The 24,679-nt window shown below is 72.5% G+C and carries 19 protein-coding genes and 2 tRNA genes; 18 read left to right on the forward strand and 3 right to left on the reverse strand.

Annotated features, from left to right (window positions below; translation table 11 throughout):
• Nucleotides 1-99 precede the first annotated feature (99 nt).
• The 6 genes from rsfS to ELQ39_RS21505 all read left to right on the forward strand — a co-directional run bounded on the left by rsfS (nucleotide 100) and on the right by ELQ39_RS21505 (nucleotide 2,271).
• Nucleotides 100-546, forward strand: coding sequence for a ribosome silencing factor (gene rsfS, locus ELQ39_RS21480; protein WP_189906503.1), 447 nt, complete (start codon nucleotides 100-102; stop codon nucleotides 544-546).
• Nucleotides 537-1,211, forward strand: coding sequence for a histidine phosphatase family protein (locus ELQ39_RS21485; protein ID WP_190000596.1), 675 nt, complete (start codon nucleotides 537-539; stop codon nucleotides 1,209-1,211). The genes rsfS and ELQ39_RS21485 overlap by 10 nt, the downstream gene beginning before the upstream one ends.
• A gap of 162 nt (nucleotides 1,212-1,373) precedes the next feature.
• Nucleotides 1,374-1,446, forward strand: a tRNA-Ala gene (locus tag ELQ39_RS21490).
• Nucleotides 1,447-1,648: 202 nt separating this feature from the next.
• Nucleotides 1,649-1,822: a hypothetical protein gene (locus ELQ39_RS21495; RefSeq protein WP_006136075.1), complete on the forward strand. Its 174-nt coding sequence runs from the start codon at nucleotides 1,649-1,651 to the stop codon at nucleotides 1,820-1,822.
• Nucleotides 1,823-1,825: 3 nt separating this feature from the next.
• Complete coding sequence (locus ELQ39_RS21500; protein WP_006136074.1) at nucleotides 1,826-2,059, forward strand: hypothetical protein; 234 nt, start codon at nucleotides 1,826-1,828, stop codon at nucleotides 2,057-2,059.
• Between the two features lie 139 nt (nucleotides 2,060-2,198).
• A tRNA-Ala gene (locus ELQ39_RS21505) sits at nucleotides 2,199-2,271 on the forward strand.
• A 144-nt stretch (nucleotides 2,272-2,415) separates the two neighbouring features.
• On the opposite strand, the gene ELQ39_RS21510 is transcribed toward ELQ39_RS21505, so the two are convergent.
• Both ELQ39_RS21510 and ELQ39_RS21515 read right to left on the reverse strand, forming a co-directional pair.
• Complete coding sequence (locus ELQ39_RS21510; RefSeq protein ID WP_242593474.1) at nucleotides 2,416-4,029, reverse strand: ferredoxin; 1,614 nt, start codon at nucleotides 4,027-4,029, stop codon at nucleotides 2,416-2,418.
• Nucleotides 4,026-5,246 carry a ferric reductase-like transmembrane domain-containing protein gene (locus ELQ39_RS21515; RefSeq protein WP_242593476.1) on the reverse strand — a complete coding sequence of 407 codons (1,221 nt, stop codon included), beginning with the start codon at nucleotides 5,244-5,246 and terminating at the stop codon, nucleotides 4,026-4,028. The genes ELQ39_RS21510 and ELQ39_RS21515 overlap by 4 nt, the downstream gene beginning before the upstream one ends.
• A 485-nt stretch (nucleotides 5,247-5,731) precedes the next feature.
• On the opposite strand from ELQ39_RS21515, the gene leuS reads away from it, so the two are divergent.
• The 8 genes from leuS (at nucleotide 5,732) to ELQ39_RS21555 (ending at nucleotide 16,516) form a co-directional block, all read left to right on the forward strand.
• The gene (gene leuS, locus ELQ39_RS21520; RefSeq protein WP_242593478.1) at nucleotides 5,732-8,599 is read left to right on the forward strand and encodes a leucine--tRNA ligase; all 2,868 of its coding nucleotides are present in this window, start codon (nucleotides 5,732-5,734) and stop codon (nucleotides 8,597-8,599) included.
• Between the two features lie 186 nt (nucleotides 8,600-8,785).
• Entirely contained in the window at nucleotides 8,786-9,538 is a 753-nt protein-coding gene (locus ELQ39_RS21525; protein ID WP_225628161.1) for a hypothetical protein, read from the forward strand.
• Nucleotides 9,539-9,632: 94 nt separating this feature from the next.
• Nucleotides 9,633-10,478, forward strand: coding sequence for a DegV family protein (locus ELQ39_RS21530; RefSeq protein ID WP_190000591.1), 846 nt, complete (start codon nucleotides 9,633-9,635; stop codon nucleotides 10,476-10,478).
• 531 nt (nucleotides 10,479-11,009) lie between these two features.
• A complete protein-coding gene (locus ELQ39_RS21535) occupies nucleotides 11,010-12,047 on the forward strand; it encodes a helix-hairpin-helix domain-containing protein (protein ID WP_242593480.1) in 1,038 nt (345 codons plus the stop codon).
• Nucleotides 12,044-14,593: a ComEC/Rec2 family competence protein gene (locus tag ELQ39_RS21540; protein ID WP_242593482.1), complete on the forward strand. Its 2,550-nt coding sequence runs from the start codon at nucleotides 12,044-12,046 to the stop codon at nucleotides 14,591-14,593. Before ELQ39_RS21535 ends, ELQ39_RS21540 begins: the two co-directional genes overlap by 4 nt.
• A gap of 92 nt (nucleotides 14,594-14,685) precedes the next feature.
• On the forward strand, nucleotides 14,686-14,931 hold the full coding sequence (locus ELQ39_RS21545) for a hypothetical protein (RefSeq protein ID WP_190000589.1): 246 nt from the start codon (nucleotides 14,686-14,688) through the stop codon (nucleotides 14,929-14,931).
• Nucleotides 14,932-14,998: 67 nt separating this feature from the next.
• Nucleotides 14,999-15,988: a DNA polymerase III subunit delta gene (holA, locus tag ELQ39_RS21550; RefSeq protein WP_242593484.1), complete on the forward strand. Its 990-nt coding sequence runs from the start codon at nucleotides 14,999-15,001 to the stop codon at nucleotides 15,986-15,988.
• A 132-nt stretch (nucleotides 15,989-16,120) separates the two neighbouring features.
• Entirely contained in the window at nucleotides 16,121-16,516 is a 396-nt protein-coding gene (locus tag ELQ39_RS21555) for a nuclear transport factor 2 family protein (protein WP_242593486.1), read from the forward strand.
• A 183-nt stretch (nucleotides 16,517-16,699) separates the two neighbouring features.
• On the opposite strand, the gene rpsT is transcribed toward ELQ39_RS21555, so the two are convergent.
• A complete protein-coding gene (gene rpsT / locus ELQ39_RS21560) occupies nucleotides 16,700-16,966 on the reverse strand; it encodes a 30S ribosomal protein S20 (protein ID WP_006136062.1) in 267 nt (88 codons plus the stop codon).
• Between the two features lie 251 nt (nucleotides 16,967-17,217).
• Between rpsT and lepA the strand changes: the two genes are divergently transcribed.
• The 4 genes from lepA to ELQ39_RS21580 all read left to right on the forward strand — a co-directional run bounded on the left by lepA (nucleotide 17,218) and on the right by ELQ39_RS21580 (nucleotide 24,675).
• Entirely contained in the window at nucleotides 17,218-19,086 is a 1,869-nt protein-coding gene (gene lepA, locus ELQ39_RS21565; RefSeq protein WP_190000586.1) for a translation elongation factor 4, read from the forward strand.
• 245 nt (nucleotides 19,087-19,331) lie between these two features.
• Nucleotides 19,332-21,206 (forward strand): AMP-dependent synthetase/ligase, encoded by a 1,875-nt coding sequence (locus ELQ39_RS21570; protein WP_242593488.1) that lies wholly within the window; start codon nucleotides 19,332-19,334, stop codon nucleotides 21,204-21,206.
• Between the two features lie 105 nt (nucleotides 21,207-21,311).
• On the forward strand, nucleotides 21,312-22,256 hold the full coding sequence (locus tag ELQ39_RS21575; protein ID WP_242593490.1) for an NADP-dependent oxidoreductase: 945 nt from the start codon (nucleotides 21,312-21,314) through the stop codon (nucleotides 22,254-22,256).
• 223 nt (nucleotides 22,257-22,479) lie between these two features.
• The gene (locus ELQ39_RS21580; RefSeq protein WP_242593492.1) at nucleotides 22,480-24,675 is read left to right on the forward strand and encodes a SpoIIE family protein phosphatase; all 2,196 of its coding nucleotides are present in this window, start codon (nucleotides 22,480-22,482) and stop codon (nucleotides 24,673-24,675) included.
• Nucleotides 24,676-24,679: the final 4 nt, after the last annotated feature.

Genomic DNA, 24,679 nt, shown 5'->3' on the forward strand with positions numbered 1-24,679 from the left:
GAGAGGCGACGGACGACGCACCCCGCGTAATGACGTGGGGTGCGTCCGGCGGTCCATGAGACCCTGGAGGTCAACCGACCGTCGACCGAAAGCCACGCAGTGACCGCAACCGACCGTTCCATCGAGCTCGTCACCACCGCCGCCCAGGCGGCCGCCGACAAGCTCGCGCACGACATCGTCGCCTACGACGTCAGTGACGTGCTGTCCATCACCGACGCATTCCTGCTGGCCTCCGCGCCGAACGACCGCCAGGTCAAGTCGATCGTCGACGAGATCGAGGAGCGGCTCAGCAAGGAGCTCGGCGCCAAGCCGGTCCGCCGCGAGGGCGACCGCGAGGCCCGCTGGGTGCTGCTCGACTACGTCGACATCGTCGTCCACGTCCAGCACAGCGAGGAGCGGGTCTTCTACGCCCTGGAGCGGCTCTGGAAGGACTGCCCCGAGCTGGACCTCCCGGAGGACGCCAAGGCCACCCGGGGCAAGGCCGCCGAGCACGCCAAGCTCCAGGAGGCCGAGGAGGCGACCGGGCCGGGAGGTGAGTGGCGGTGAGTGCCACCGGTGAGGTGAGCGGCTCCGCGCGCCGGGGCCGCCGCGTCATCCTGTGGCGGCACGGCCAGACCTCCTGGAACGTGGAGCGCCGCTTCCAGGGCTCCACGGACGTCGAGCTGACCGAGACCGGCGTCGCCCAGGCCCGCCGGGCCGCCCGACTGCTCGCGGGTCTGAAGCCCGACGCGATCGTCGCCTCCGACCTCAGGCGGGCCGCGGCCACCGCCGCCGAGCTGGCCGCGCTCACCGGCCTGCACGTCGTCCACGACGAGGCCCTGCGGGAGACCTACGCGGGCGTCTGGCAGGGCCTGACGCACGACGAGATCATCGCCCGGTACGGCGAGGAGTACGCCGCGTGGAAACGCGGCGAGCCCGTCCGCCGAGGCGGCGGCGAACTGGAGACCGAGGTCGCCGACCGCGCCGCCCCCGTGGTGCTGCGGCACGCCGAGAAACTCCCGGAGGACGGCACGCTCGTGGTCGTCAGCCACGGCGGGACCATCCGCACCACCATCGGCCGGCTGCTCGACCTCGACCCGCGCAGCTGGGAGAGCCTGGGCGGCCTCAGCAACTGCTGCTGGTCCGTCCTCGGCGAGGGCGCCCGGGGCTGGCGGCTGATGGAGCACAACGCCGGCACCCTGCCGGAGCCGGTGCTCGGCGACGACGACTGAGGACGGCCGTGCCCGCCGCCGGGGCCTCCGGCGGCGGGCGTACGACCCGCCCCGCGGCGTTCCGGACCCGGATTTCACTTTCTGGCAGGTCGCAGGCTAAAGTTCTTCTTGTTCGCCCCGCCGAGCGGGGCGAAACCAGGAAGTCACTTCATGTGGCGGCCAGGGGCTATAGCTCAGTTGGTAGAGCGCCTGCATGGCATGCAGGAGGTCAGGAGTTCAATTCTCCTTAGCTCCACATGGTGAAGATCCCGTCTCCCTCAGCGGAGACGGGATCTTTTGTCGTCCGCAGGTGAGCGCGGCGGCGTTCTCCGACGTATACCTCTACGAGGCGTACAGCCGTGTCCCTACCGGTACCACGGCGTCGCTGACCGTATTGGCCCGGTCGTGGCAGAATCAAACGACCGGAAGGGGGCGCGGCCCGACGGGAGGGAGTTGTGATGCCTGCGAGCATCCTCGAGGAGGTCGACCACCTTCTCGGAGCGGTGTCGACCCGACGGACCTCTACGCGTCTCAGCTGCCCTTCCTGCGGTTCCGCACACGTCGCCCAGGTGCTCGGCGACAACGGCGGGATCTCCTACGTGTGCACGGCCTGCGGCCACAGCTGGAGCTGACCGATGGGTGCACACAGGCGGAAGTGCGACTGGTGCGGCAGCGGCACGCCCATCGTCCGTGACATGGAGCCGATCAACCCCGACTACCAGTACTGGTGCGAGGAGTGCGCGCGGGCGCTGATCATAAAAGGCGACCCCATCGAGACGTACCGGGAACTCGAGGGGGAGCCGATCTACGGCCGGCTGCTGGAGGAGCACTGCACCCTCAAACGCTTCTACTCGTTCGTGACGGCGTGAGCGCCGGAGGGAGGGGAGCGCCCCTCCGGGTGCGGGCGTTCCGGGCGGAACCGGGCGAAGCGAAACCGATTTGGTGTTGGGCCGGGGGGACCGTGTAAAGTTGGCGTCGCCGCCGGGGAAACCCGGGGGAACACCGCAAGGGGCTATAGCTCAGTTGGTAGAGCGCCTGCATGGCATGCAGGAGGTCAGGAGTTCAATTCTCCTTAGCTCCACAGAAGTCGAGGGCGGACCATCCGAACGGATGGTCCGCCCTCGGTCGTTGTGCGCCGTGTGTCACACCGAGAACGCGAACGGCCCTCTCCGGGCGGCCTGAGACCGCCGGAGAGGGCCGGCTGCGTGTTGTCCCCGTCGGCGCGTCAGCGCCCCAGAGCGCGCCTGCCGCGGCCCTGGGAGAGCACCGGAAGGTTCCGGGACGGCGCCTTCGCCTGGGGCGCCGATTCCTCGATGCGCAGGGCCAGCGCCGGGCAGCGGCGCACCGCGCGCAGCGCCTTCGCCTCCGCGTACCGCGGCACCTGCGCCTGAGCCACCGTCGGGAAGCCGTCCGCACCGAGCTGGAAGACCTCCGGAAGGAGGTCCGCGCACAGCCCGTGGCCCCGGCACAGCGTCCAGTCGACGAAGATCTTCTGACGGCTCGGGCCGTTCCTGTCCTCGTCCTCGCCGCCCGGGATGCCCGTCGGGGCCGCGCCGCCCTCGAACAGCGGCAGCACGCCGGCCACGGGTCGCCCGCAGCCGTTGCCGAGGGCGTGCAGCGCGATGTCCTCGGTGAACGCCTTCAGCGTCGACTCCAGGAACATCGCCGAGCCGTCCGGGTGCGAACATGCCCCGCGCCGCTTCACGTTCTTCGCGACCTGCCGCACCGCCTCGAGCGCGGCCGCGCCGCCGCCGCCCAGGATGTCCTCCAGCCCGCGCGCGGCGGCCGGGAGCCCCAGGTAGCAGGGGCCGCACTGGTTGGCGCTCTCCTGCGCCAGCCACTTGGCCACCATCAGCGACTCGCCCAGCGGGCAGGTGTCCTGACTGATCGGCAGGATCGCGCCCGCGCCCAGCGAACCGCCCACCGCGTCCAGCGAGTTGCGGGAGATGATCGCCTCGTTCACGGTCGCCGCGTCGATCCACTTGCCGTGGTAGCCGCCCGTCAGCACCCCCTGCGGGACCGGCGGGGCGCCGGCCAGCTGGAGCACGTAGCGCAGCGGCACGCCGGTGGGCACCTCGACCACCATCGGGCGGGCCACCGCCCCGGACACCGTGAGCATCACGGTGCCCGGCTCGTCGTACAGGCCGGTGTTGCCGTAGCGCTCCGGGCCGATGCGGGCGGCGATGGCGAGCTGGGCGAACGTCTCGGCGTTGGACAGCAGTGTGGGCGCGCCGCCCACACCGCTCCTGGAGGCGCTGGTCTTGCGCCCCGGCGGGATGGCCGGGCCGCCGTCGATGGAGCGGATCAGGGAGGCGGCGGCCCCCGTCACCATGCGCACCGGGTTGCGCTGCACACGGGCGCGCAGCGCCGAGCGGCGGCCGTTGCTCAGGCCGCGCTCGGCGAGCGCCTGTTCCATCGAGCGCTGCGTGGATTCACGGGTCACCCCCACCACGAGCGTGCGGGCACCCATGGCCTCGGCGCACAGCAGCGCGCCGTCCAGGATGAGGTGCGGCGCCCGGTTGATGAGCACCGTGTCCTTGCGGCAGGCCGGTTCGTCCTCGCTGCCGTTGACGACGACGACCGGCCGGACGCCGCGCTTGATCGCCGATTCGGCGACCGCGCGCAGCTTCTTGTGGAAGGGGAAGCCCGCGCCGCCGCGGCCCCTGAGGTTGATGCGTTCGGCGAGCTGCGCGAGCTGCTCACCGCCCAGGGGCTCGAGCGGGCCGTGCACCTTGAGGTGCATCTGAAGATCGAGCCTGTCGACAAGGTCGAAACCCGACGTGAGCTGGGGAAGCCCTACGACGCGGACTTCGGGGACGTCGGGCAGGGCCTCGTTCACTTAAAGCCTCCGGAAGGCGTGTTCCAAGGTTCGCCCGACCCCGGTGCGTCGAAGTCGTAGGACGACGAGGGCACACCGGGGGTTGGTGCATTGGCGGGACCGCTGTTGTACGTGTCACCCGGGTTGTACGTGCCGTAGAGGGTGTTTGTCTCAGCGGTGTCGTACACATCACTCGACCCGTAACCGGAGGCGACCGAATTGTTGTAGGTCGGGATGTTGTATCCGGTGTCGTTGAGGGGGTCGTAGGCCGACGGAGGGGCCTCGCCGACCGGCGGCGGGGACGGGATCGGCCAGCTGCCCGAGGTGCTGGAGGGCGAGTCCACGCGGGGTATCGCCTCCGTGGCCTGGAGGTCCGGCATCTCCATGCGGGCGGTGGCGTCCGTGAGCGGGTTCCGCGCGGCGGACTGCCGGGGGGACACCGCGCGGTAGGCGGCCGCGAACCCGTTCGCCGGTTCCGGGGCCGGCGCGGGCTCGGGGGCGGCGAACGACGGGCGCCCCGGGCGCGACCGGCTGTCGTCCCGGGCGCTGCCGTAACCGGGCAGGACGGACTCGGCGTTGCGCGCTCTGGCCTCGTCCAGCCGGCTGCCGGGCTGCTCGGTGAGGCCCAGCATCGAGGTGATCCGGTCGGCCACCTTGCGCTTGACCGGGCGCGGCGAGGCCCGCAGCACCAGGGCCGCGAACACGCCGAACAGCGACAGGCCGTACAGGATCATGAAGATCGGCTTGGCCGCTCGACCCGCGTAGAGGCCGTGCACCAGCGCCGCGCACCAGGCCGGGTAGGCCAGCATGTGCACCGCGCGCCAGCGGGCGGCGACCTCCGCAGGGGAGGCGAAGCGGTTGCGCAGGATGCCCGTGATCGCCACGAAGATCATCAGCATGCCGGCCAGGGTGCCGAGGCCGATCAGGAAGCTCCGCCCCATGACGGCCTCGTCGTCGGTGAGGACGAGCCCGAAGGGGATCACGGCCGCGATCCACGAGGTGTGGTCCAGCGCCAGCTTGACCACGATGTGGATCAGCAGGAAGACGACGGCCCCGACCGCCGTGGTGCGGTGCACCGCCTGCGCGATGATCCGCTGCCGCGGGCCGAGCAGGATCCGGTCCTGCGCCACGAGTCCCCAGATCACGGAGCAGCTGAGGCACACGAGCGACAGGACGCCGACGCCGAAGTTGAGGAAGTCGACGAACCAGTCGTCCGCCGTGCTGTCGTCCGGCCTCACGACGCACCTCCGGACGTCCGGACGCACAGCGGGTACGACGGAGTCGCAGCCGACCTGCCCCGAGCGGGGGGTGGGCTGCCGAGTGGACGAGGGTTCATGGGGGCAACTCCGAACGGTTCGGTAAAGCGGTCCCGCTGCCGAACTCTAAGCCTCGCCGTACCCGTCAGTACCAGGTTTGAGTTATTGCGCTGTTATCAAAAGACAATGTGGCCGTTGTGTTGTCCGCTTAGGGGTTGTTACGCGAAGTAACTCTTGACCTTCGTTCAGTGTGTCGTGGAAGGGCGTCGCGGCCAGATCCGTCCCTGCGGTACCCTGACCGCATGCGTGCCGTACGCCTCCTGCTTAGCGAGCCGCGCTGATCAGTCCCGACCGCCGATGTTCCGGCAGGTCGGAATCGGCGCGGCGTCCCCTCCTGTGCGAGGGGTTTTTTCATTTCCAGGAAGTCGCAGCAGCAGGCAGAGACGATCGATGGAGCTTTGAGGATCATGAGCGAGACGAACCCCGCAGCCGCGGAGGCCGCGCCGCACCGCTACACGGCCGCCCTGGCCGCCGAGATCGAGGCACGCTGGCAGGACTTCTGGGACGCCGAGGGCACGTACGCGGCGCCCAACCCCAAGGGTGACCTGGCGGGCGATGCGGAGCTGGTCGCGCGGCCCAAGAAGTTCATCATGGACATGTTCCCGTACCCCTCGGGTGCGGGTCTGCACGTCGGACACCCCCTGGGCTACATCGCCACCGACGTCTACGCCCGTTTCCAGCGCATGACCGGGCACAACGTCCTGCACACCCTGGGCTTCGACGCCTTCGGCCTGCCCGCCGAGCAGTACGCGGTGCAGACCGGCACGCATCCGCGCGTGTCCACCGAGGCCAACATCAAGAACATGCAGGTCCAGCTGCGCCGGCTGGGACTGGGCCACGACAAGCGCAGGTCGTTCGCCACGATCGACCCGGACTACTACAAGTGGACCCAGTGGATCTTCCTGCAGATCTTCAACTCCTGGTACGACCAGGACGCGAAGAAGGCCCGCCCGATCTCCGAGCTGGTCGCGCAGTTCGAGTCCGGTGAGCGGCCCGTGCCCGGCGGCCGCTCCTGGAGCGGTCTGAGCCCCGTCGAGCGCGCCGACCTGCTGAGCGAGTACCGCCTGGCCTACGCCTCCGACGCGCCCGTCAACTGGTGCCCTGGCCTGGGCACCGTGCTGGCCAACGAGGAGGTCACCGCCGACGGCCGCTCCGAGCGCGGCAACTTCCCCGTCTTCAAGGCCAAGCTGCGCCAGTGGAACATGCGCATCACGGCCTACGCCGACCGGCTGCTGGACGACCTGGACGCCCTGGACTGGCCCGAGGCGATCAAGCTGCAGCAGCGCAACTGGATCGGCCGCTCCGAGGGCGCCCGCGTCGACTTCCCGATCGACGGCGAGAAGATCACCGTCTTCACGACCCGCCCCGACACCCTGTTCGGCGCCACCTACATGGTGCTGGCGCCCGAGCACCCGCTGGTCGAGAAGTTCACCCCGGACGCCTGGCCCGAGGGCACCCACGAGGTGTGGACCGGCGGCCACGCCACGCCCGCCGAGGCCGTCGCCGCCTACCGCGCGCAGGCCGCCTCGAAGTCCGACGTCGAGCGGCAGGCCGAGGCCAAGGACAAGACCGGCGTCTTCACCGGCGCCTACGCGACCAACCCGGTCAACGGGCAGCAGGTGCCCGTCTTCATCGCGGACTACGTCCTGATGGGCTACGGCACCGGCGCGATCATGGCCGTCCCCGGTCACGACACGCGCGACTTCGCGTTCGCCCGCGCCTTCGAACTGCCCGTCGTGTGCGTGGTGGAGCCGACCGACGGCCGCGGCACCGACCCCGCCACGTGGGACGACGCCTTCGTCTCCCACGACGCGAGGATCGTCAACTCCTCCGCCGAGCACGTCTCCCTGGACGGACTGGACGTCACCGAGGCCAAGGCCCGCATCACCGAATGGCTGGAGCGCGAGGGCCACGGCGAGGGCACCGTCAACTTCCGCCTGCGCGACTGGCTGTTCAGCCGCCAGCGGTACTGGGGCGAGCCCTTCCCGATCGTCTACGACGAGGACGGCGTCGCCCACGCCCTGCCCGAGTCGATGCTGCCGCTGGAACTGCCCGAGGTCGACGACTACAGCCCGCGCACCTTCGACCCGGACGACGCCGACACCCAGCCCGAGACGCCGCTGTCCCGCAACGAGGACTGGGTGAACGTCACCCTGGACCTGGGCGACGGGCCGAAGAAGTACCGCCGCGAGACCAACACCATGCCCAACTGGGCCGGTTCCTGCTGGTACGAGCTGCGCTACCTGGACCCGCACAACTCCGAGAAGCTGGTCGACCCGGAGATCGAGCAGTACTGGATGGGTCCGCGCGAGGGCATGCCGCACGGCGGCGTCGACCTGTACGTCGGCGGCGCCGAGCACGCCGTGCTGCACCTGCTGTACGCCCGCTTCTGGTCCAAGGTGCTGTACGACCTGGGCCACGTGTCCTCGGCCGAGCCGTTCCACAAGCTGTTCAACCAGGGCATGATCCAGGCCTACGTCTACCGCGACAGCCGGGGCATCGCCGTGCCGGCCGCCGAGGTGGAGGAGCGCGACGGCGGCTACTGGTACCAGGGCGAGCGCGTCACCCGCCTGCTGGGCAAGATGGGCAAGTCCCTGAAGAACGCGGTCACCCCGGACGAGATCTGCGCCGAGTACGGCGCCGACACGCTGCGCCTGTACGAGATGGCCATGGGCCCGCTGGACGTGTCCCGCCCCTGGGACACCCGCGCGGTCGTCGGCCAGTTCCGCCTGCTGCAGCGGCTGTGGCGCAACATCGTCGACGAGGCGAGCGGCGAGGTGACCGTCGTCGACACCGACGACGTCGACGAGGACACCCTGCGCGCCCTGCACAAGGCGATCGACGGCGTCCGCGGCGACCTGGAGGGCATGCGGTTCAACACCGCCATCGCCAAGGTCACCGAGCTGAACAACCACCTGACCAAGCGGGGCGGCCCGCTGCCGCGCCCGGTCGCGGAGTCGCTGGTGCTGCTGATCGCGCCGCTGGCCCCGCACATCGCCGAGGAGCTGTGGCGCAAGCTGGGCCACACCGACTCCGTGGTGCACCGGGACTTCCCGGTGGCCGACCCGGCGTACGTGGTCGACGAGACCGTCACCTGCGTCGTCCAGATCAAGGGCAAGGTGAAGGCCCGGCTGGAGGTGTCCCCGGGCATCTCCGAGGACGAGCTGGAGAAGACCGCGCTGGCCGACGAGCGGGTGGTCGCGGCGCTGGACGGCGCGGGGATCCGGAAGGTGATCGTGCGGGCGCCGAAGCTGGTGAACATCGTTCCGGCCTGAGGCCCTCACCGGTCCGACCCTCACCGGTCGGACCCTCACCGGTCGGACCCTTACGGGTAACGACCGGATCGTCTGCGGGCAGGTTCGGGGTTCCGCCGGAACTCCGGGCCTGCCCGTTGCGTTTACCGTGGAAGAGCGGCACCACATGTGCCGGAACAGGCCGGACGTGCCCGGAGGAGGAGCCTCGTGGAAGCGGTGTTCGCAGTGGTCGCCCTGCTTTTCGTGCTCTTCGTGGCCCTGGGCGTGTACGCCACGGTGAAGGTCGTCGGCGCCGCCAAGCGCAGCGCGGACCGCCACATCCACCAGGCCCGCCGCACGGTCGAGGACCACACCCTGCGCGCTAAGGCGTTCGCGCAGCCCGGCCCGGCCGGCGAGATCGCCCAGCTCCGGCTGAAGCTGCGCACCTCGATGCGGGCCACGCAGGACGCCCTGGAGGCGGTCGCCGCCGAGGACGCCTCGGTGAAGGAATCCCTCTCCCTCTTCCAGCGCCTCAGTGCGCACGGCCACGAACTGGACGCCGAACTGCGCCGCCTGGAGGGCGAGCCGGACCGCGCCACGCTGTCCGCGCGCCTGCCCGACCTGCGCGAGCGCACCGAGCGCATCACCAGCTCCGCCGACTCCCTGCGCTGGGCCACCCGCGACCGCGCCCGCCGCTTCGCGGACGACGACCTCGACTCGCTGAGCGCGCAGATCGACATGGAGGCCGGCGCCCTGCGGCACTGGACCACCACGGACCAGCCGTCCACGCCCGCGCCGCCACGCTGGCCCGAGGCCCCGGCCGCCGACGCCGCCGGACCCGGCCAGACCTGGCCGGACACCGCCCGCCAGGAGGCCGACCCGCAGCAGGGCGACGACCAGGAGCGGCCCGCCATCGCCCCGGCCGCCCCGCGCCCCACCTACCCCTGGCAGAAGAAGCCGCGCCCCGAATCCACCACGTGACCACCGCCCGAGCGGCACCGGCCACCCCGCGGCGCACGACGCCCCTGCGGGCCCGGGCTGCCGCAGGGCCACCACGGCAGGTAACCTCCAGCTCATGTCCCGCCATGTCGCGATCGTCACCGATTCAACGGCCTACCTTCCGGCCCGGACGATGGAGCGGCACGGCATCACGGCGGTACCCCTGACCGTGGTGCTGGGGGACCGCGCCCTCGAGGAGGGCACCGAGATCTCCACCCGCTCCCTCGCCCAGGCTTTGCAGAAGCGGCGTCCCGTCACGACGTCCCGCCCGAGCCCCGCGCTCTTCGCGGACACCTACCGCAGGGTCGCCGAGTCCGGTGCGGCCGGCATCGTCTCCCTCCATCTCTCCGCCGAGCTGTCCGGCACCTACGACGCGGCGGTCCTCGCGGCCCGCGAGGCGCCGGTGCCGGTCCGCGTGGTCGACACCGGCATGATCGCGATGGCCCTGGGATTCTGCGCGCTGGCTGCCGCGGAGACGGCGGAGGCGGGCGGCACCGTGGACGAGGCGGTCACCGCGGCGGAGAAGCGGGCGGCGGACACCTCGGCCTACTTCTACGTCGACACGCTCGACTATCTGCGCCGGGGCGGCCGGATCGGCGCGGCGCAGGCGCTGTTGGGCTCCGCCCTCGCCGTGAAGCCGCTGCTGCAGCTGGCCGGCGGCCGTATCGAACCGCTGGAGAAGGTGCGGACGGCGTCGAAGGCGATCGCCCGCCTGGAGGAGATCGCGGCGGACCGTGCGGGAGGCGCGGAGGTGGACGTCGCCGTCCACCATCTCGCCGCGCCGGAACGCGCCTCCGCCCTGGCCGACCGGCTCCGCACCCGGTTGCCGGGACTGTCCGAGCTGCATGTCAGCGAGGTGGGCGCGGTGATCGGGGCGCACACGGGGCCGGGGCTGCTGGGGGTCGTGGTCTCGGCGCGGTGAGGTTCGGAGCGGGCCGTTCCCTGAGATGTGGGGAATGCCCCGAAGTGCGGAGTGCCCCGGAGTGGGGTTTTCCCCCTCGAACGGGTGACGGCGTTGTCCACAACCGGGTGCCTGTCCACGCATTCTGCCCATGATCATCGCGGGGTCGCGGTGGTGCCCGACCCTCGTCGCATGGCACATCGATCACACACACGTACCGCTGTTCCGACGAGTGGTCCGGGGCGCGGCCCCCTGTCCGACGGCCGCACGTCCCACAACCGTCACCGTCATCGCCGGGGCCGCCCGAGCAGGGCGCGCGCGTGGGCCCGGGACGGTGACCTTCAGAATCCGGAGGAGGAGCTCCGGCGTCGCGCCGAGACGCTGTTCGGCGGTGAGCCCGTGGTGCGTGGCGGGCGTCCGGTGCGGAGGGCGAGGAGGGCGCCCAGCTGGGCACGGCCGGGGCCGGAGACGGGAGACGCGTTAGCGGGAGTGAAGGGCGGGGTGCCGCCCTCGCGGCCGCGTCGCAGGGCCGTGGTGGTGGACCGTCAGGGGGTGGCCGGGCACGCACTGCTGACGAGGCCTCGGACGGCTGCCGGGCGGCGACGGGCCTCGGAGGTGGAGCGGACGCTGGAGTTGAGGCGGCTGCCGGAGCGCGCGGGGTCGCCTTCGGCGGTCGTCGGGTCGGGCGGGGATGTGGATGCGGCGGCCCGTCCGGGGCGGTTCCTCGGCGCCGGGCCGGAGGGGCAGGAGCCTGCCACCTACCCGGTGCGCCTGCCCGCCGCGCGCCCTGGCCGGGACGCGGCCGGCCCCCCGGACCCGGTGGACCGGGAGACACCTGACGGCGTGCCCGAGCCGGAGCCGCCGCCGGCGCCCGCGTCCGGGCGGCTTCTCGGCCCCGCGCTGCGGGAGCGGCTGCCCCTGTGGGTGCAGGCCCGGTGCGGGCTGGAGCGGCGCAGTGTCGTGGCGCTCTCCGCGCTGCTCGCGCTCGCCCTGGTGTTCGCCGTGCAGCACTTCTGGACCGGGCGCACCCAGCCGGTACGGGCGCCGGAGGTGGTGAGGGCGGCACCGGCCGCGCAGGGGGAGGGCGTGGACGCCGGAGGAGGTCCCTCGGGCGCTCCCGGTTCCTTCGGGCAGGCGGGCGGAACGGCGGCTCCCGAGATCGTGGTCGACGTCAGCGGCAAGGTGCGGAACCCGGGCGTCCACCGGCTGCCCGCCGGCTCACGGGTCGAGGACGCGCTGAAGGCGGCCGGCGGGGTGCGGCCCGGCACGAGGACGGGCGGCCTCAACCGCGCCCGGTTCCTCGTCGACGGCGAGCAGTTGGTGGTGGGCGGGTCGGCGCCGGCCGGAGCGGCGGCCCCCGCGGCCCCGGCGGGCACGGGAGCGGCGGCCGGTCCCGCGGCACCCGTCTCCCTCAACACCGCCACCGTCGACCAGCTCGACACCCTCCCCGGGGTGGGCCCCGTGCTCGCCCAGCACATCGTCGACTACCGCACCCGCAACGGCGGCTTCCGTTCGGTGGACGAGCTGCGGGAGGTCAACGGCATCGGCGACCGCCGCTTCGCCGACCTGCGCGACCTCGTACGGCCATGAGCACCCGCGCCCGCGCCCGCGTCGCTCCCGACGCCGACGCCGACGCCGAACGGCAGGGCGCCTTTCGTCCCCGGGAGGAGGGACCGACCGACCTCCGGCTGGTCCCGCCCGCCCTCGCCGCCTGGGCCACGGCGGCGGTGACGCTGCACGCCCCGCCGGGCTGGGCCGTGACCACCGTGGCCGCATCGGTCCTGGTCGCCGTCGTTCTGCTCGCGGCGGGCAGCCGCCTGCTCCCGGCACGTCGGCGTCCGGCGGAAGGGGCACGCGTCACCGCGCATGCCGTCGCCGCCACCGCGCTGTGCGTCGCGGCAGCCGCCGGCTCGGCGGGCCTGCATGGCGCGGACGTCCGGCGCGGTCCGGTCCCGGAGCTGGCCCGGGAGTACGCCCGGGTGGTCGCGGAGGTGGAGGTCACCGCGGATCCACGGCTCACCCGGCCCCGGGTCAGCGGCCCTCACACGGCCCCGGTGTCCGTGCTGATCGAGGCCGAGGTGCGGCGCGTGGAGCGGGCCGGTACGACGGCACGTGCGACGCGGGCCCCGGTCCTGCTGATCGTCGACACCGGCGACCGGAAGCGGACCGCCACCGCCGAGCAGCAGGGCTCGCCCTGGCCGGCCCTGCTGCCCTCCACCCGGCTGAGGGTCGAGGCAAGGCTCGCGCCGGCGCGGGAGGGCGGCGACCGGTTCGCGGCGGTGCTGCGGGTGGACGGCCGCGACGGCCCCCACGCCGTGGGCGGACCCTCCGCCCCGCAGCGGCTCGCGGGCCGGCTGCGTGCCGGACTGCGCGAGGCGACCGAGGATCTGCCGCAGGACCCGCGGGCGCTGCTCCCGGGACTGGTCGTCGGGGACACCGCGCGGGTGACGCCGGAGCTTGACCAGGCGTTCCGGGAGACCGACCTCACCCACACCCTCGCCGTGTCCGGGGCCAACTTCACCATCCTGCTCGCCCTGCTCTTAGGCCCGCCGGGGCTGGCGCAACGGGCCGAGCGGCGCGGACTCGCACCCCGCCTCGGCATCTCGCTGCGGACCACGGCGGTACTGGGCGCGGTGCTTTCCCTGGCCTTCGTCGTCGTGTGCCGGCCGGACCCCAGTGTTCTGCGCGCCGCCGCCTGCGGTTCCGTGGCGCTGCTCGCGCTCGCCACCGGCCGTCGCAGATCCCTCGTCCCGGCCCTGGCGACGGCCGTCCTGCTCCTTGTGCTGTACGACCCGTGGCTGGCCCGCAGCTACGGCTTCCTGCTCTCCGTGCTGGCGACCGGTGCGCTGCTGACCCTCGCCCCGCGCTGGAGCGAGGCGCTGCGCCGCCACGGGATGCCGCCCCGGATCGCGGAGGCGCTGGCCGCCGCCGGTGCCGCGCAGGCGCTGTGCGCCCCCGTGGTCGCCGTGCTGTCGGCCCGGGTGAGCCTGGTGGCGATCCCCTGCAACCTGCTCGCCGAGGCGGCGCTCGCTCCGGCCACCGTGCTCGGCTTCCTGGCCCTGGCCGCCGCGCCGGTCGCGATGCCGTTGGCCGAGGCGGTGGCGTGGTGCGCGGGCTGGCCCGCCGGGTGGATCGCTCGGGTCGCCCGGACCGGGGCGGCGATGCCGGGCGCCGGTGTGGACTGGCCGGGCAGCTGGGCCGGAGCGGCGGCGCTCGGCGCGGTCACCGTGGCCGTGCTGCTCGTGGGGCGCCGGCTGCTGCGGCACCCCTGGTGGTGCGCCGCGTGCGCGCTGCTGCTGGTCCTGGTGGTGGTGCAGCCCCGGCCGCTGGTGCGCACGATCACCGGGTGGCCGCCGCCGGACTGGCGGATGGTGATGTGCGACGTCGGGCAGGGCGACGCGCTGGTGCTGGCGGCGGGGGAGGGCTCCGGGGTGGTCGTGGACGCCGGACCCGACCCGGAGTCGGTCGACCGCTGCCTGCGCTCCCTCGGAGTGACCCGCGTCCCGCTCGTCGTGCTGACCCACTTCCACGCCGACCATGTGGCCGGGCTGACCGGGGTGCTGCGCGGGCGCGAGGTGGGCGGCATCGGGACCACGGCTCTGGAGGAGCCGGCCGACCAGGCGGCGGCCGTCCGGGGTGCCGCGGCCGCCGCGGGCCTCCCCGTGACGCGGATCGTCGCGGGGGAGCGGCGCCGCACCGGTGACCTGTCCTGGGAGGTGGTGTGGCCGCCGCCCGGAGACCACCCGGTGGCCGAGGGGCCGAACGACGCCAGCGTGGCCATGCTGGTCCGCACCGGCGGCCTGCGCCTGCTCCTCCTCGGCGACCTGGAACCCCCGGCCCAGCGCGCCCTGGCCCGCTCACCCGCGGCGCGGCACCTGGCCGGCGTCGACGTCCTCAAGGTCGCCCACCATGGTTCGGCCTACCAGGACCCCGGCCTGGTGAGCCTCGCCGCACCCCGCCTGGCACTGATCAGCACCGGCGAGGACAACTCCTACGGCCACCCGGCCCCGGGGACGGTGGAGGCGCTGCGGGCCCAGGGAGCGGCCGTGCTGCGGACCGACCGGGACGGGGCGCTGGCGGTCGTTCCCGGCAGGAGCGGTGACGGGGAGGTGGAGGTGGAGGTGGCGCGACATTGAGGACATGACCGACGGGATCGCCCCCGCGACGACCGACGCACGGTGCGGGGCGGCGGGACGGACGGCCGGGCCCGTACCGGACAATGAGCCGTGTGAGTGATGTGCGACATGTGCTGGTGCTGCCCGACCGGGACGCGGCCGAGGAGGTGGCCGAGGCGCTGGCGGAGCGCTTCGGCGTGGACGAGGAGCCGCGGCTCGTGCGGGACGCGCTCGCCGGGGAGGACGACGCGGAGGACGCGCAGTGGCTCGTCGTCCTGCGGGACGAGGCGGGCCGGCTGGACGCGGACGAGCTGAACGAGTTCCTCGCCGGGTGGGACGGCTGGCGCGAGGAGCCGTAGGCCGTGGCTCCTGGCTGAACGCCCGGGCGGGCGGGGCTGTCGGTGGCCCGTGGGATGCTTGTCGGCGATGGCCAGGAAGAACGCATCCGACGACCCCCTCGCCCCCGTGACGCTCGCCGTGGGCCAGGAGGAGCTGCTGCTCGACCGCGCCGTGCGGGAGGTGGTGGCCGCCGCCAAGGCCGCCGACGCCGACACGGACGTACGCGACCTGACCCCGGACCAGCTCCAGCCGGGCACCCTCGCCGAGCTGGTCAGCCCCTCGCTGTTCGCCGAGCGCAAGGTCGTCGTCGTACGGGACGCGCAGGACCTGTCGGCCGACACGGTCAAGGACGTCAAGGCGTACCTGTCCTCGCCCGCCGAGGAGATCACCCTCGTGCTGCTGCACGCGGGCGGCGCGAAGGGCAAGGGCCTGCTGGACGCGGCGCGCAAGGCGGGCGCGCGGGAGGTGGCCTGCCCGAAGATGACCAAGCCGGCGGACCGGCTGGCGTTCGTGCGCAGCGAGTTCCGGACGGCGGGGCGTTCGGCGACTCCCGAGGCGTGCCAGGCGCTCGTCGACGCCATCGGCAGCGACCTGCGCGAGCTGGCCTCCGCGGTGACCCAGCTGGTCGCGGACGTCGAGGGCACCATCGACGAGGCGGTCGTCGGCCGTTACTACACCGGGCGGGCCGAGGCGTCGAGCTTCACGGTCGCCGACCGGGCGGTCGAGGGACGTACGGCGGAGGCCCTGGAGGCGCTGCGCTGGTCGCTGTCGACGGGTGTGGCCCCGGTGCTGATCACCAGTGCGCTGGCGCAGGGGGTGCGGGCCATCGGCAAGCTGTCCTCGGCGCGCGGCGGCAGGCCCGCCGATCTGGCACGCGAGCTGGGCATGCCCCCCTGGAAGATCGACCGCGTGCGTCAGCAGATGCGCGGCTGGACCCCGGACGGGGTGTCCGTGGCGCTGCGCGCGGTCGCCGAGGCCGACGCGGGCGTGAAGGGCGGCGGGGACGACCCGGAGTACGCCCTGGAGAAGGCGGTCGTCACCATCGCCCGCGCGGCCCGCTCCGGACGCCGGGCGTAACCACCCGCCACCCGCCCCCCCCCCGCCGGACGTCGGTCGTCCACTGTCGGGGATCGAGTGGCACCGCGCCGCACGGAGAGGACAATCGGAGGTATCAGCTCAGGCCGCCAAGTACGAGAGGTGGCGAGCGACATGGCTGAACATCCGAACGCGCAACTTGTCCGCAAGGGGTACGACGCCTTCACGCGCGGGGACATGGACGCCCTGCGCGGCCTCATGGCGGCCGACGCGACGCACCATGTGCCCGGGACCGGGATCCTGTCGGGCGACTTCAAGGGACATGACGCGATCCTCGACATGTACCGGCGGCTCGGTGAGGAGACCGAAGGGACGTTCAGGGTCGAGTTGCGGCAGGTCCTCGTCGACGGCAGGGGGCATGCCGTGACACTGCACCACTTCACAGCGGACCGGCGGGGCCGGCACGTGGACGAGGACGGAGGCATCGTCTTCCGGATCGTCGGGGACAAGATCACCGACCTTGACGAATGCGTCGCGGACCTCGACGTGGTGAACGACTTCTGGTCGTAGCGCCCGGGTACATGAAGGCCCCGCCTCCCACCCTGGGGAAGGGCGGGGGACGGGGCCTTCGGATGAAGCTGTCGAGCCCGTACCCGCGTGGCGAACGCAGGCCGCGTACGAGCTCGGGGGTGTCGGCCGGGGGCGGATGAGAGAGGGCCCGCCCGGGTCCCGCCGACGGTCAGATCAGGGTGTTCAGCCCTTGACGGCCGCGACCTTGCGAGCCAGCGCCGACTTCTTGTTGGCGGCCTGGTTCTTGTGGATGACGCCCTTCGAGACGGCCTTGTCGAGCTGGCGCGCAGCGGCGCGCTGGTACTCGGTGGCCTTCTCGGCGTCACCCGCGGCGGCGGCCTCGCGGGCCTTGCGGATCGCGGTCTTCAGAGAGGACTTGACGGCCTTGTTGCGCAGCCGGGCCTTCTCGTTGGTCTTGTTCCGCTTGATCTGGGACTTGATGTTCGCCACGAATGAGCCTCTACAGGTTCTGGCACGGGCCGTACGCAGACGCACGGCTTCGCACCGGGTGATTTCTTGGGGTGTGCCTCGCGCTGAGAGGGCATGAGACACAGCCCCCCACACTACCAGCGGCCCATTCCGTGGCCCAAACCCGTCCCCGGTCGCCACCCGTGGGACCATGGAAGCTACGTATCGATCCGACCCGAGACCGCAGACGGACAAGCACACGTATGCGGACGCCTCAAGAATCAGGACCCTGCGTGCCCGCGATCCCTAGCCATGTGCCCGAGCCGAGCCGTACCGACCCGGCGCTGATCCGCAATTTCTGCATCATCGCGCACATCGACCACGGCAAGTCCACGCTCGCCGACCGGATGCTCCAGCTGACCGGTGTGGTCGAGCAGCGGCAGATGCGCGCTCAGTACCTCGACCGCATGGACATCGAGCGCGAGCGCGGCATCACGATCAAGTCCCAGGCGGTGCGTCTGCCGTGGGCCCCGACCCACGACAAGAGCAAGACGCACATCCTCAACATGATCGACACCCCGGGGCACGTCGACTTCACGTACGAGGTCTCCCGGTCGCTCGCCGCGTGCGAGGGGACCATCCTCCTGGTCGACGCCGCCCAGGGCATCGAGGCGCAGACCCTCGCCAACCTGTACCTGGCGATGGAGAACGACCTGACGATCATCCCGGTGCTGAACAAGATCGACCTGCCGGCCGCGCAGCCGGAGAAGTTCGCCGAGGAGCTGGCGAACCTGGTCGGCTGCGAGCCCGACGACGTGCTGAAGGTGTCCGCCAAGACCGGTCTCGGCGTCGAGGCGCTGCTGGACCGCGTGGTCGCCGACATCCCGGCCCCGGTCGGCGTCGCGGACGCCCCCGCCCGCGCGATGATCTTCGACTCGGTCTACGACTCCTACCGCGGTGTCGTCACCTACGTCCGGGTGATCGACGGGCAGCTCAACAAGCGCGAGCGCATCAGGATGATGTCCACCGGCGCCACCCACGAGCTGCTGGAGATCGGCACCAACTCGCCGGAGATGCTGGCCGCGGACGGTCTCGGCGTCGGCGAGGTGGGCTATCTGATCACCGGGGTGAAGGACGTCCGCCAGTCGAAGGTCGGCGACACCGTCACCAGCCAGTCCAAGGGCGCCACGGAGGCCCTCGGCGGCTACAAGGACCCCAAGCCGATGGTGTTCTCCGGGCTGTACCCGCTGGACGGCTCGGACTACCCGGAGCTGCGCGAGGCCCTCGACAAGCTCCAGCTCAACGACGCCGCCCTGGTGTACGAGCCGGAGACCTCCGCCGCCCTCGGCTTCGGCTTCCGCGTCGGCTTCCTCGGCCTGCTCCACCTGGACGTGATCCGTGAGCGGCTGGAGCGCGAGTTCGGGCTCGACCTGATCGCCACCGCGCCCAACGTGGTCTACCGCGTGGTCATGGAGGACGGCAGCGAGCACACCGTCACCAACCCGAGCGAGTTCCCCGAGGGGAAGATCCACGAGGTCTACGAGCCGGTCGTGCGGGCCACGATCCTCGCGCCCAGCGAGTTCATCGGCTCGATCATGGAGCTGTGCCAGAACCGGCGCGGCGTCATGCTCGGCATGGACTACCTCTCCGAGGACCGGGTGGAGATCCGCTACACCCTGCCGCTCGCCGAGATCGTCTTCGACTTCTTCGACCAGCTGAAGTCCAAGACCCGCGGCTACGCCTCCCTCGACTACGAGCCCACCGGTGAGCAGACGTCCAGCCTGGTCAAGGTGGACATCCTGCTGCACGGCGACAAGGTGGACGCGTTCTCCGCGATCACCCACAAGGACCAGGCGTACGCGTACGGCGTGCGGCTCGTCGCCAAGCTGAAGGAGCTGATCCCGCGGCAGGCGTTCGAGGTGCCCGTGCAGGCGGCCATCGGGTCCCGTGTCATCGCCCGCGAGACCATCCGCGCCATCCGCAAGGACGTCCTCGCCAAGTGCTACGGCGGTGACATCTCCCGTAAGCGGAAGCTGCTGGAGAAGCAGAAGGAAGGCAAGAAGCGGATGAAGATGGTGGGTTCCGTGGAGGTCCCTCAGGAGGCCTTCATCGCCGTCCTCTCCAGCGACGAGAACGCGGGATCCGGCAAGGCCAAGAAGTAGCCGAAGGTTACCGGGGGTCACTCCGCGAACCGGGCGAATCGGGGTCCGTCGCACGTGCGTGCGGCGGACCTCGCGCGTTCCACGGGTGCCCGTTCGTGTGAAGTTACAGGCCGTGGCCCCTTACGCAGTGGCCGGTCGACCTTTACTCTGTCCGTGCTCGATAGTTACTCGCGAGTTAAACAACGACGCGAGGAAACCCCAGCCGCACTGAGCCAGCCGCACCGTCGCGGGCCCCGGAGGATGTCGTGAGCGACACACAGACACTGATCGAGAACCGTCCGCCGAGCGTGGCGACCCTCTTCCTGGAGCGTGTGGCGGCCACACCGGACGCCGAGGCCTACCGCTACCCGGTCCCACCGGCCTCCGGCGAGGGCCCGGACGACTGGAAGTCGCTGACCTGGGCCGGGGCCGCCGAGCGGGTCCACGCCATCGCGGCCGGCCTGATCGAACTGGGCGTGCAGCCGGAGGAGCGGGTCGCCCTGGCCTCCGCCACCCGGGTCGAGTGGATCCTCACCGACCTCGGCATCCTCTGCGCCGGCGCCGCCACCACCACGATCTACCCGCAGACCAACGCCGAGGAGTCCGCGTACATCCTCTCCGACTCGCAGAGCCGGGTACTGATCGCGGAGAACGCCGAGCAGGCGGCCAAGGCCGTCGCCAAGCGCGACGAGCTGCCCGAGCTGACCCGCGTGGTGGTGATCGACGACGAGGGCGTCACCGCCGACGACTTCGTGATCACCCTGGCCCAGCTGGAGAAGCGTGGCGCCGCCCGCCTCCAGAAGGAGCCGGAGCTGATCAAGGAGCGGGTCGCGGCCCTCACCAAGGACCAGCTCGCCACCCTCATCTACACCTCCGGCACCACCGGCCGTCCCAAGGGCGTGCGCCTGCCGCACGACAACTGGTCGTACATGGCCAAGGCGATCGCCGCGACCGGCCTGGTCCACTCCGACGACGTGCAGTACCTGTGGCTGCCGCTGGCGCACGTCTTCGGCAAGGTGCTCACCTCCGGCCAGATCGAGGTCGGCCACGTCACCGCGGTCGACGGCCGCGTCGACAAGATCATCGAGAATCTGCCGGTGGTCCAGCCGACCTACATGGCCGCCGTTCCTCGCATCTTCGAGAAGGTCTACAACGGCGTCGCCGCCAAGGCGAAGGCCGGCGGGGGCGCCAAGTACAAGATCTTCCAGTGGGCCGCGGGCGTCGCCCGCGAGTACGCCAAGGTCACCCAGGACAACTTCCGCCGCACCGGCACCGCGACCGCCCCGGCAGGACTGCGCACCAAGCACGCCCTCGCCGACAAGCTCGTCTACGCCAAGATCCGCGAGGCCTTCGGCGGCCGGCTGCGCGCCTGCGTCTCCGGCTCGGCCGCCCTCGCGCCCGAGATCGGCTACTTCTTCTCCGGCGCCGGCATCCACATCCTGGAGGGCTACGGCCTCACCGAGTCCTCCGCGGCCTCCTTCGTGAACCCGGGCGAGGCCTACCGCACCGGCACCGTCGGCAAGCCGCTGCCCGGCACCGAGGTCCGCATCGCCGAGGACGGCGAGATCCTGCTGCGCGGCCCCGGCATCATGGAGGGCTACCACAACCTCCCCGACAAGACCGCCGAGGTACTGGAGGAGGACGGCTGGTTCCACACCGGCGACATCGGCGAGCTGTCCGCCGACGGCTACCTGCGCATCACCGACCGCAAGAAGGACCTGATCAAGACCTCCGGCGGCAAGTACATCGCGCCGGCCGAGGTCGAGGGCCAGTTCAAGGCGGTCTGCCCGTACGTCTCCAACATCCTGGTGCACGGCGCCGACCGCAACTACTGCACCGCCCTCATCGCGCTCGACGAGGCCGCCATCACCGCCTGGGCCGCCGAGAACGGCCTGGAGGGCAAGCCGTACGCGGAGATCGTCGCGGCGCCCGTCACCGTCGAGATGGTCGACGGCTACGTCAAGCAGCTCAACGAGGGCCTGCAGCGCTGGCAGACCATCAAGAAGTTCCGCCTGCTGCCGCGCGACCTCGACGTGGAGCACGGCGAGATCACCCCGAGCCTGAAGCTCAAGCGCCCGGTGGTGGAGCGCGAGTACAAGCACCTCATCGAGGAGATGTACGAGGGCGCGCGCGAGAAGTGACGGGCCGTCGGCCGGGAGACACGCTCTCCCGGCCGACGCCGTCCCTCCGCTTTTTTGTCGCCGGTCCCGGGAATCGACGGCGGGCCGGCGCGGTTGCCTCTCGCCATGAAGGCAATCGCGTTAACCACCTACGGCGGCCCCGGCGTCCTGCGGGAGCTGGAGCTCCCCACACCCGAGGCGGGACCCGGCGAGGTCCGCATCAGGGTGCACGCCGCCGCCGTGAATCCCACCGACGTCATGCTGCGCACCGGCGGCCACGCCGCCCGGATGCGGGACGTGCCGCCCCCGTACGTGCCCGGCATGGACGCGGCCGGCGTGATCGACCAGCTCGGCCCCGGCGCGGACGGCCGGCTGAGCGTGGGGCAACGGGTCGTGGCCCTCGTGATGTTCACTCGGCCGCAGGGCGGCGCCTACGCCGAACAGATCGTCGTGCCCGCGGAGTCCGTCGTCCCCGCTCCCGCCGGGACGGACCACGCCGAGGCGTCCACCCTCCTGATGAACGCCGCCACCGCCCGGCTGGCCCTCGACACCCTCGCGCTGCCGAAGGGCGCGACGGTCGCCGTGACCGGCGCCGCGGGCGCCGTCGGCGGCTACACGGTGGAACTCGCCAAGGCCGACGGCCTGACCGTCGTCGCGGACGCCGCCCCGCACGACCGCGACCTGGTGCGCGGATTCGGCGCCGACCACGTCGTCGACCGGGGCGCGGACGTCGCCGCCCGCATCCGGCGACTGGCACCCGACGGCGTGCCCGGGCTGGTGGACGGCTCCAACCAGCGCGAGGAGACCGTCCCCGCGGTCGCGGACGGCGGCGCGTTCGTCGCGCTGCGCGGCTGGCAGGGTCCCGCGGAGCGCGGCGTCACGGTGACCCCGGTGATCGTGGCGAGCGTCCGCGCCGACACCGCACTGCTGGACACCCTGCGACGGCAGGCCGAGCAGGGCGTGCTGTCCCTGCGCGTCGCCAAGGTTTTGCCCGCCTCCGACGCGGCCGAGGCACACCGGCTGCTCGAGGCCGGCGGTCTGCGCGGGCGGCTGGTCCTCGACTTCTCCTGAGGTTCTTGTGGTCGGGCCCGCGCGGGAGGCGCGGACCCGACACTCCTCGTTCTGCGATGACCGAAAGCGAGCGGTCTCGGCACCGTTCCTGACCGAACGGGTGGCACTGTCCCCCCGACAAGCGATCCACTTTCGTGACTCCACGCTTATGGGCGGGTCCGTTCTGTCACTCTGTCGGCAAGCGATCGAGTTCTCTTCGTACGAACTGCCCGGGGAGCTGCCCATGCGGGCCATTCCGACCCAACGGGAGACCACCTCGTGCGCCTCCGACGTGCGGGGGAGTACGCGGGTGGAGACGACGCTGTCCGGAAGTCCCCTCGCGCCGGGCTCCGCACGCGCGCTGCTGCGCAAGGCGCTCACCGAGTGGACGCAATCCGCGGCGGACGGCGCCGACCTCCTCACCGGCCGCGTCGGCGACGACGCCGCCCTGGTCGCCAGCGAGCTGGTCACCAACGCGGTCGTGCACGCCGGCACCGAGGTGCGTCTGACCTGCCGGCTGGAGGAGGACACCGGCGCGCTCGTGGTCGAGGTCGCCGACCTGCACCCCTCCCGCCCGCCGCGCGACGACGCCGCGGAGACGCCGTCGCACGATCTCCCCGAGTACGGGCGCGGCCTGCGCCTGGTCGCCGCGCTCGCCGAGTCCTGGGGCGTCACCTACCGCGCCGGCAGCAAGACCGTGTGGGCGCGGCTGCCGACGCGCGAGGAGGCGCCCCTGGACCCGCCCGCCGCGTACGCCGGGGAACGCGCCCCCGCGCGAGACCTGCGCGCCGCCGCGCTTCTCGCCTCCGACCCGCTCGACCCTCTCACTCCGCGCGGGCACACCGGCCTCCGGGACGGCCCGCGTGACGGCCCCCGGGACGCCTGGCGTGCCGCCTCCTACGGCGACGACTGGCTGGCCCGCCGCCCCGGACGCGACGGAGCCTGGCTGGGCCGGGGCGCGCTGTCCTTCCTCGCCGAGGCGTCCGACCTGCTCGCCGGGCAGCTGGACGAGGATCTGGTCGCCTCCCTCACCGGCCAGCTGATCGTGCCGCGGCTCGCCGACTGGTGCGCGGTCTGGCTGGAGGACGAGGCCACCGCGTACGGCGGCCGGCCCGGCGCGGGAGGCCGCCTCGCCCGCGTCTGGCACGCCAGCGAGCATCTGGTGGAGGAGCTGAGCCGGGCGCTCGAACGCACGCCGCCGCCCCAGGCCGACGACCCGCTCGGCACCGGGCCGGTGCGGTATCCGTGGCCTCGGGCCACCGCCGTGGACGGCGGGGACCCGGCCACGCCGGACCGGCCCGGGCGCGCGGGCGGCCCGGTCGCGGAGGGCGCCGACGGACCGGCACCCGCCGCGTCCGGGGAGACCAACGGGCCGGCGTCCGGAGTGTCGGGGTACGGCGACGGGCCGGCGCCCGCCGTGTCCGGGCACGCCGACGAGCCGCCGTCCGGTGAGGCCGAAGGGCCCGCCCTCGCGCCGCCCGGGACCGCGCTCGCGTACCGGCTCGTCGCCGGGGGCCGCCCGCTCGGCACGCTGGTGATCGGGCGCGGCGGCATCGACCGCTTCCCCGACGAGATCACCGGGCTCGTGGAGGACCTGGGACGGCGCGTCGCGCTGGCCATCGGGGCGGCCCGGCAGTACGCACGCCAGGCCACGATCAGCGCCGTGCTCCAGCGCGGCCTGCTGCCAGGCGCCGTCGCCGAGATCCCCGGCGTGCGCAGCGCCCTCGTCCACGAACCGTGCGACAAGGGCGGCCCCAGCGGCGACTTCTACGACCTCTTCCCGGCCGGCCACGGACGCTGGTGCTTCGCCGTCGGCGACGTCCAGGGCAAGGGCCCCGAGGCGGCCGTCGTCATCGGCCTGGTCCGCCCCTGGCTACGGCTGCTCGCCCGCGAGGGCTACCGCGTCGCCGACGTCCTCGACCGGCTCAACCAGCTCCTCCTCGACGACGCCACCGAGGCCGCGGACGCCGCCGCCCGCGCGCTGGTGGCGGCCGGGGCACGCCCCACCGCTCCCGGCGACGGCCCCCAGACCCGCTTCCTGTCCCTCCTCTACGGCGAGCTGGTGCCCTTCGACGGCGGCGTCCGCTGCACCCTCGCCTCCGCCGGCCACCCCCTGCCCCTGCTCCTCGACCCCGAGGGCGGTGTCCGGGCCGTCGCCCAGCCGCAGACGCTGCTCGGGGTCGTCGAGGACGCCGGGTACTCCGGCGAGACCTTCGAGATGTACTCCGGCGACACCCTGCTCTGCGTCACCGACGGGGTCACCGAGCGACGCTCCGGGTCCCGGCAGTTCGACGACGGCGACGGACTGGCCCGGGCGCTGGCGGGCTGCGCCGGGATGGAGGCCGGGGCGATAGCGGACCGGATCACCCGGCTCGTGCACGAGTTCGGGGCGCGGCCCCCGGCGGACGACATGGCCCTGCTGGTGCTCCAGGCGGAGTGAGGGC

The sequence above is a fragment of the Streptomyces sp. GB4-14 genome, from assembly GCF_022696125.1.
Classification (GTDB): domain Bacteria; phylum Actinomycetota; class Actinomycetes; order Streptomycetales; family Streptomycetaceae; genus Streptomyces; species Streptomyces werraensis.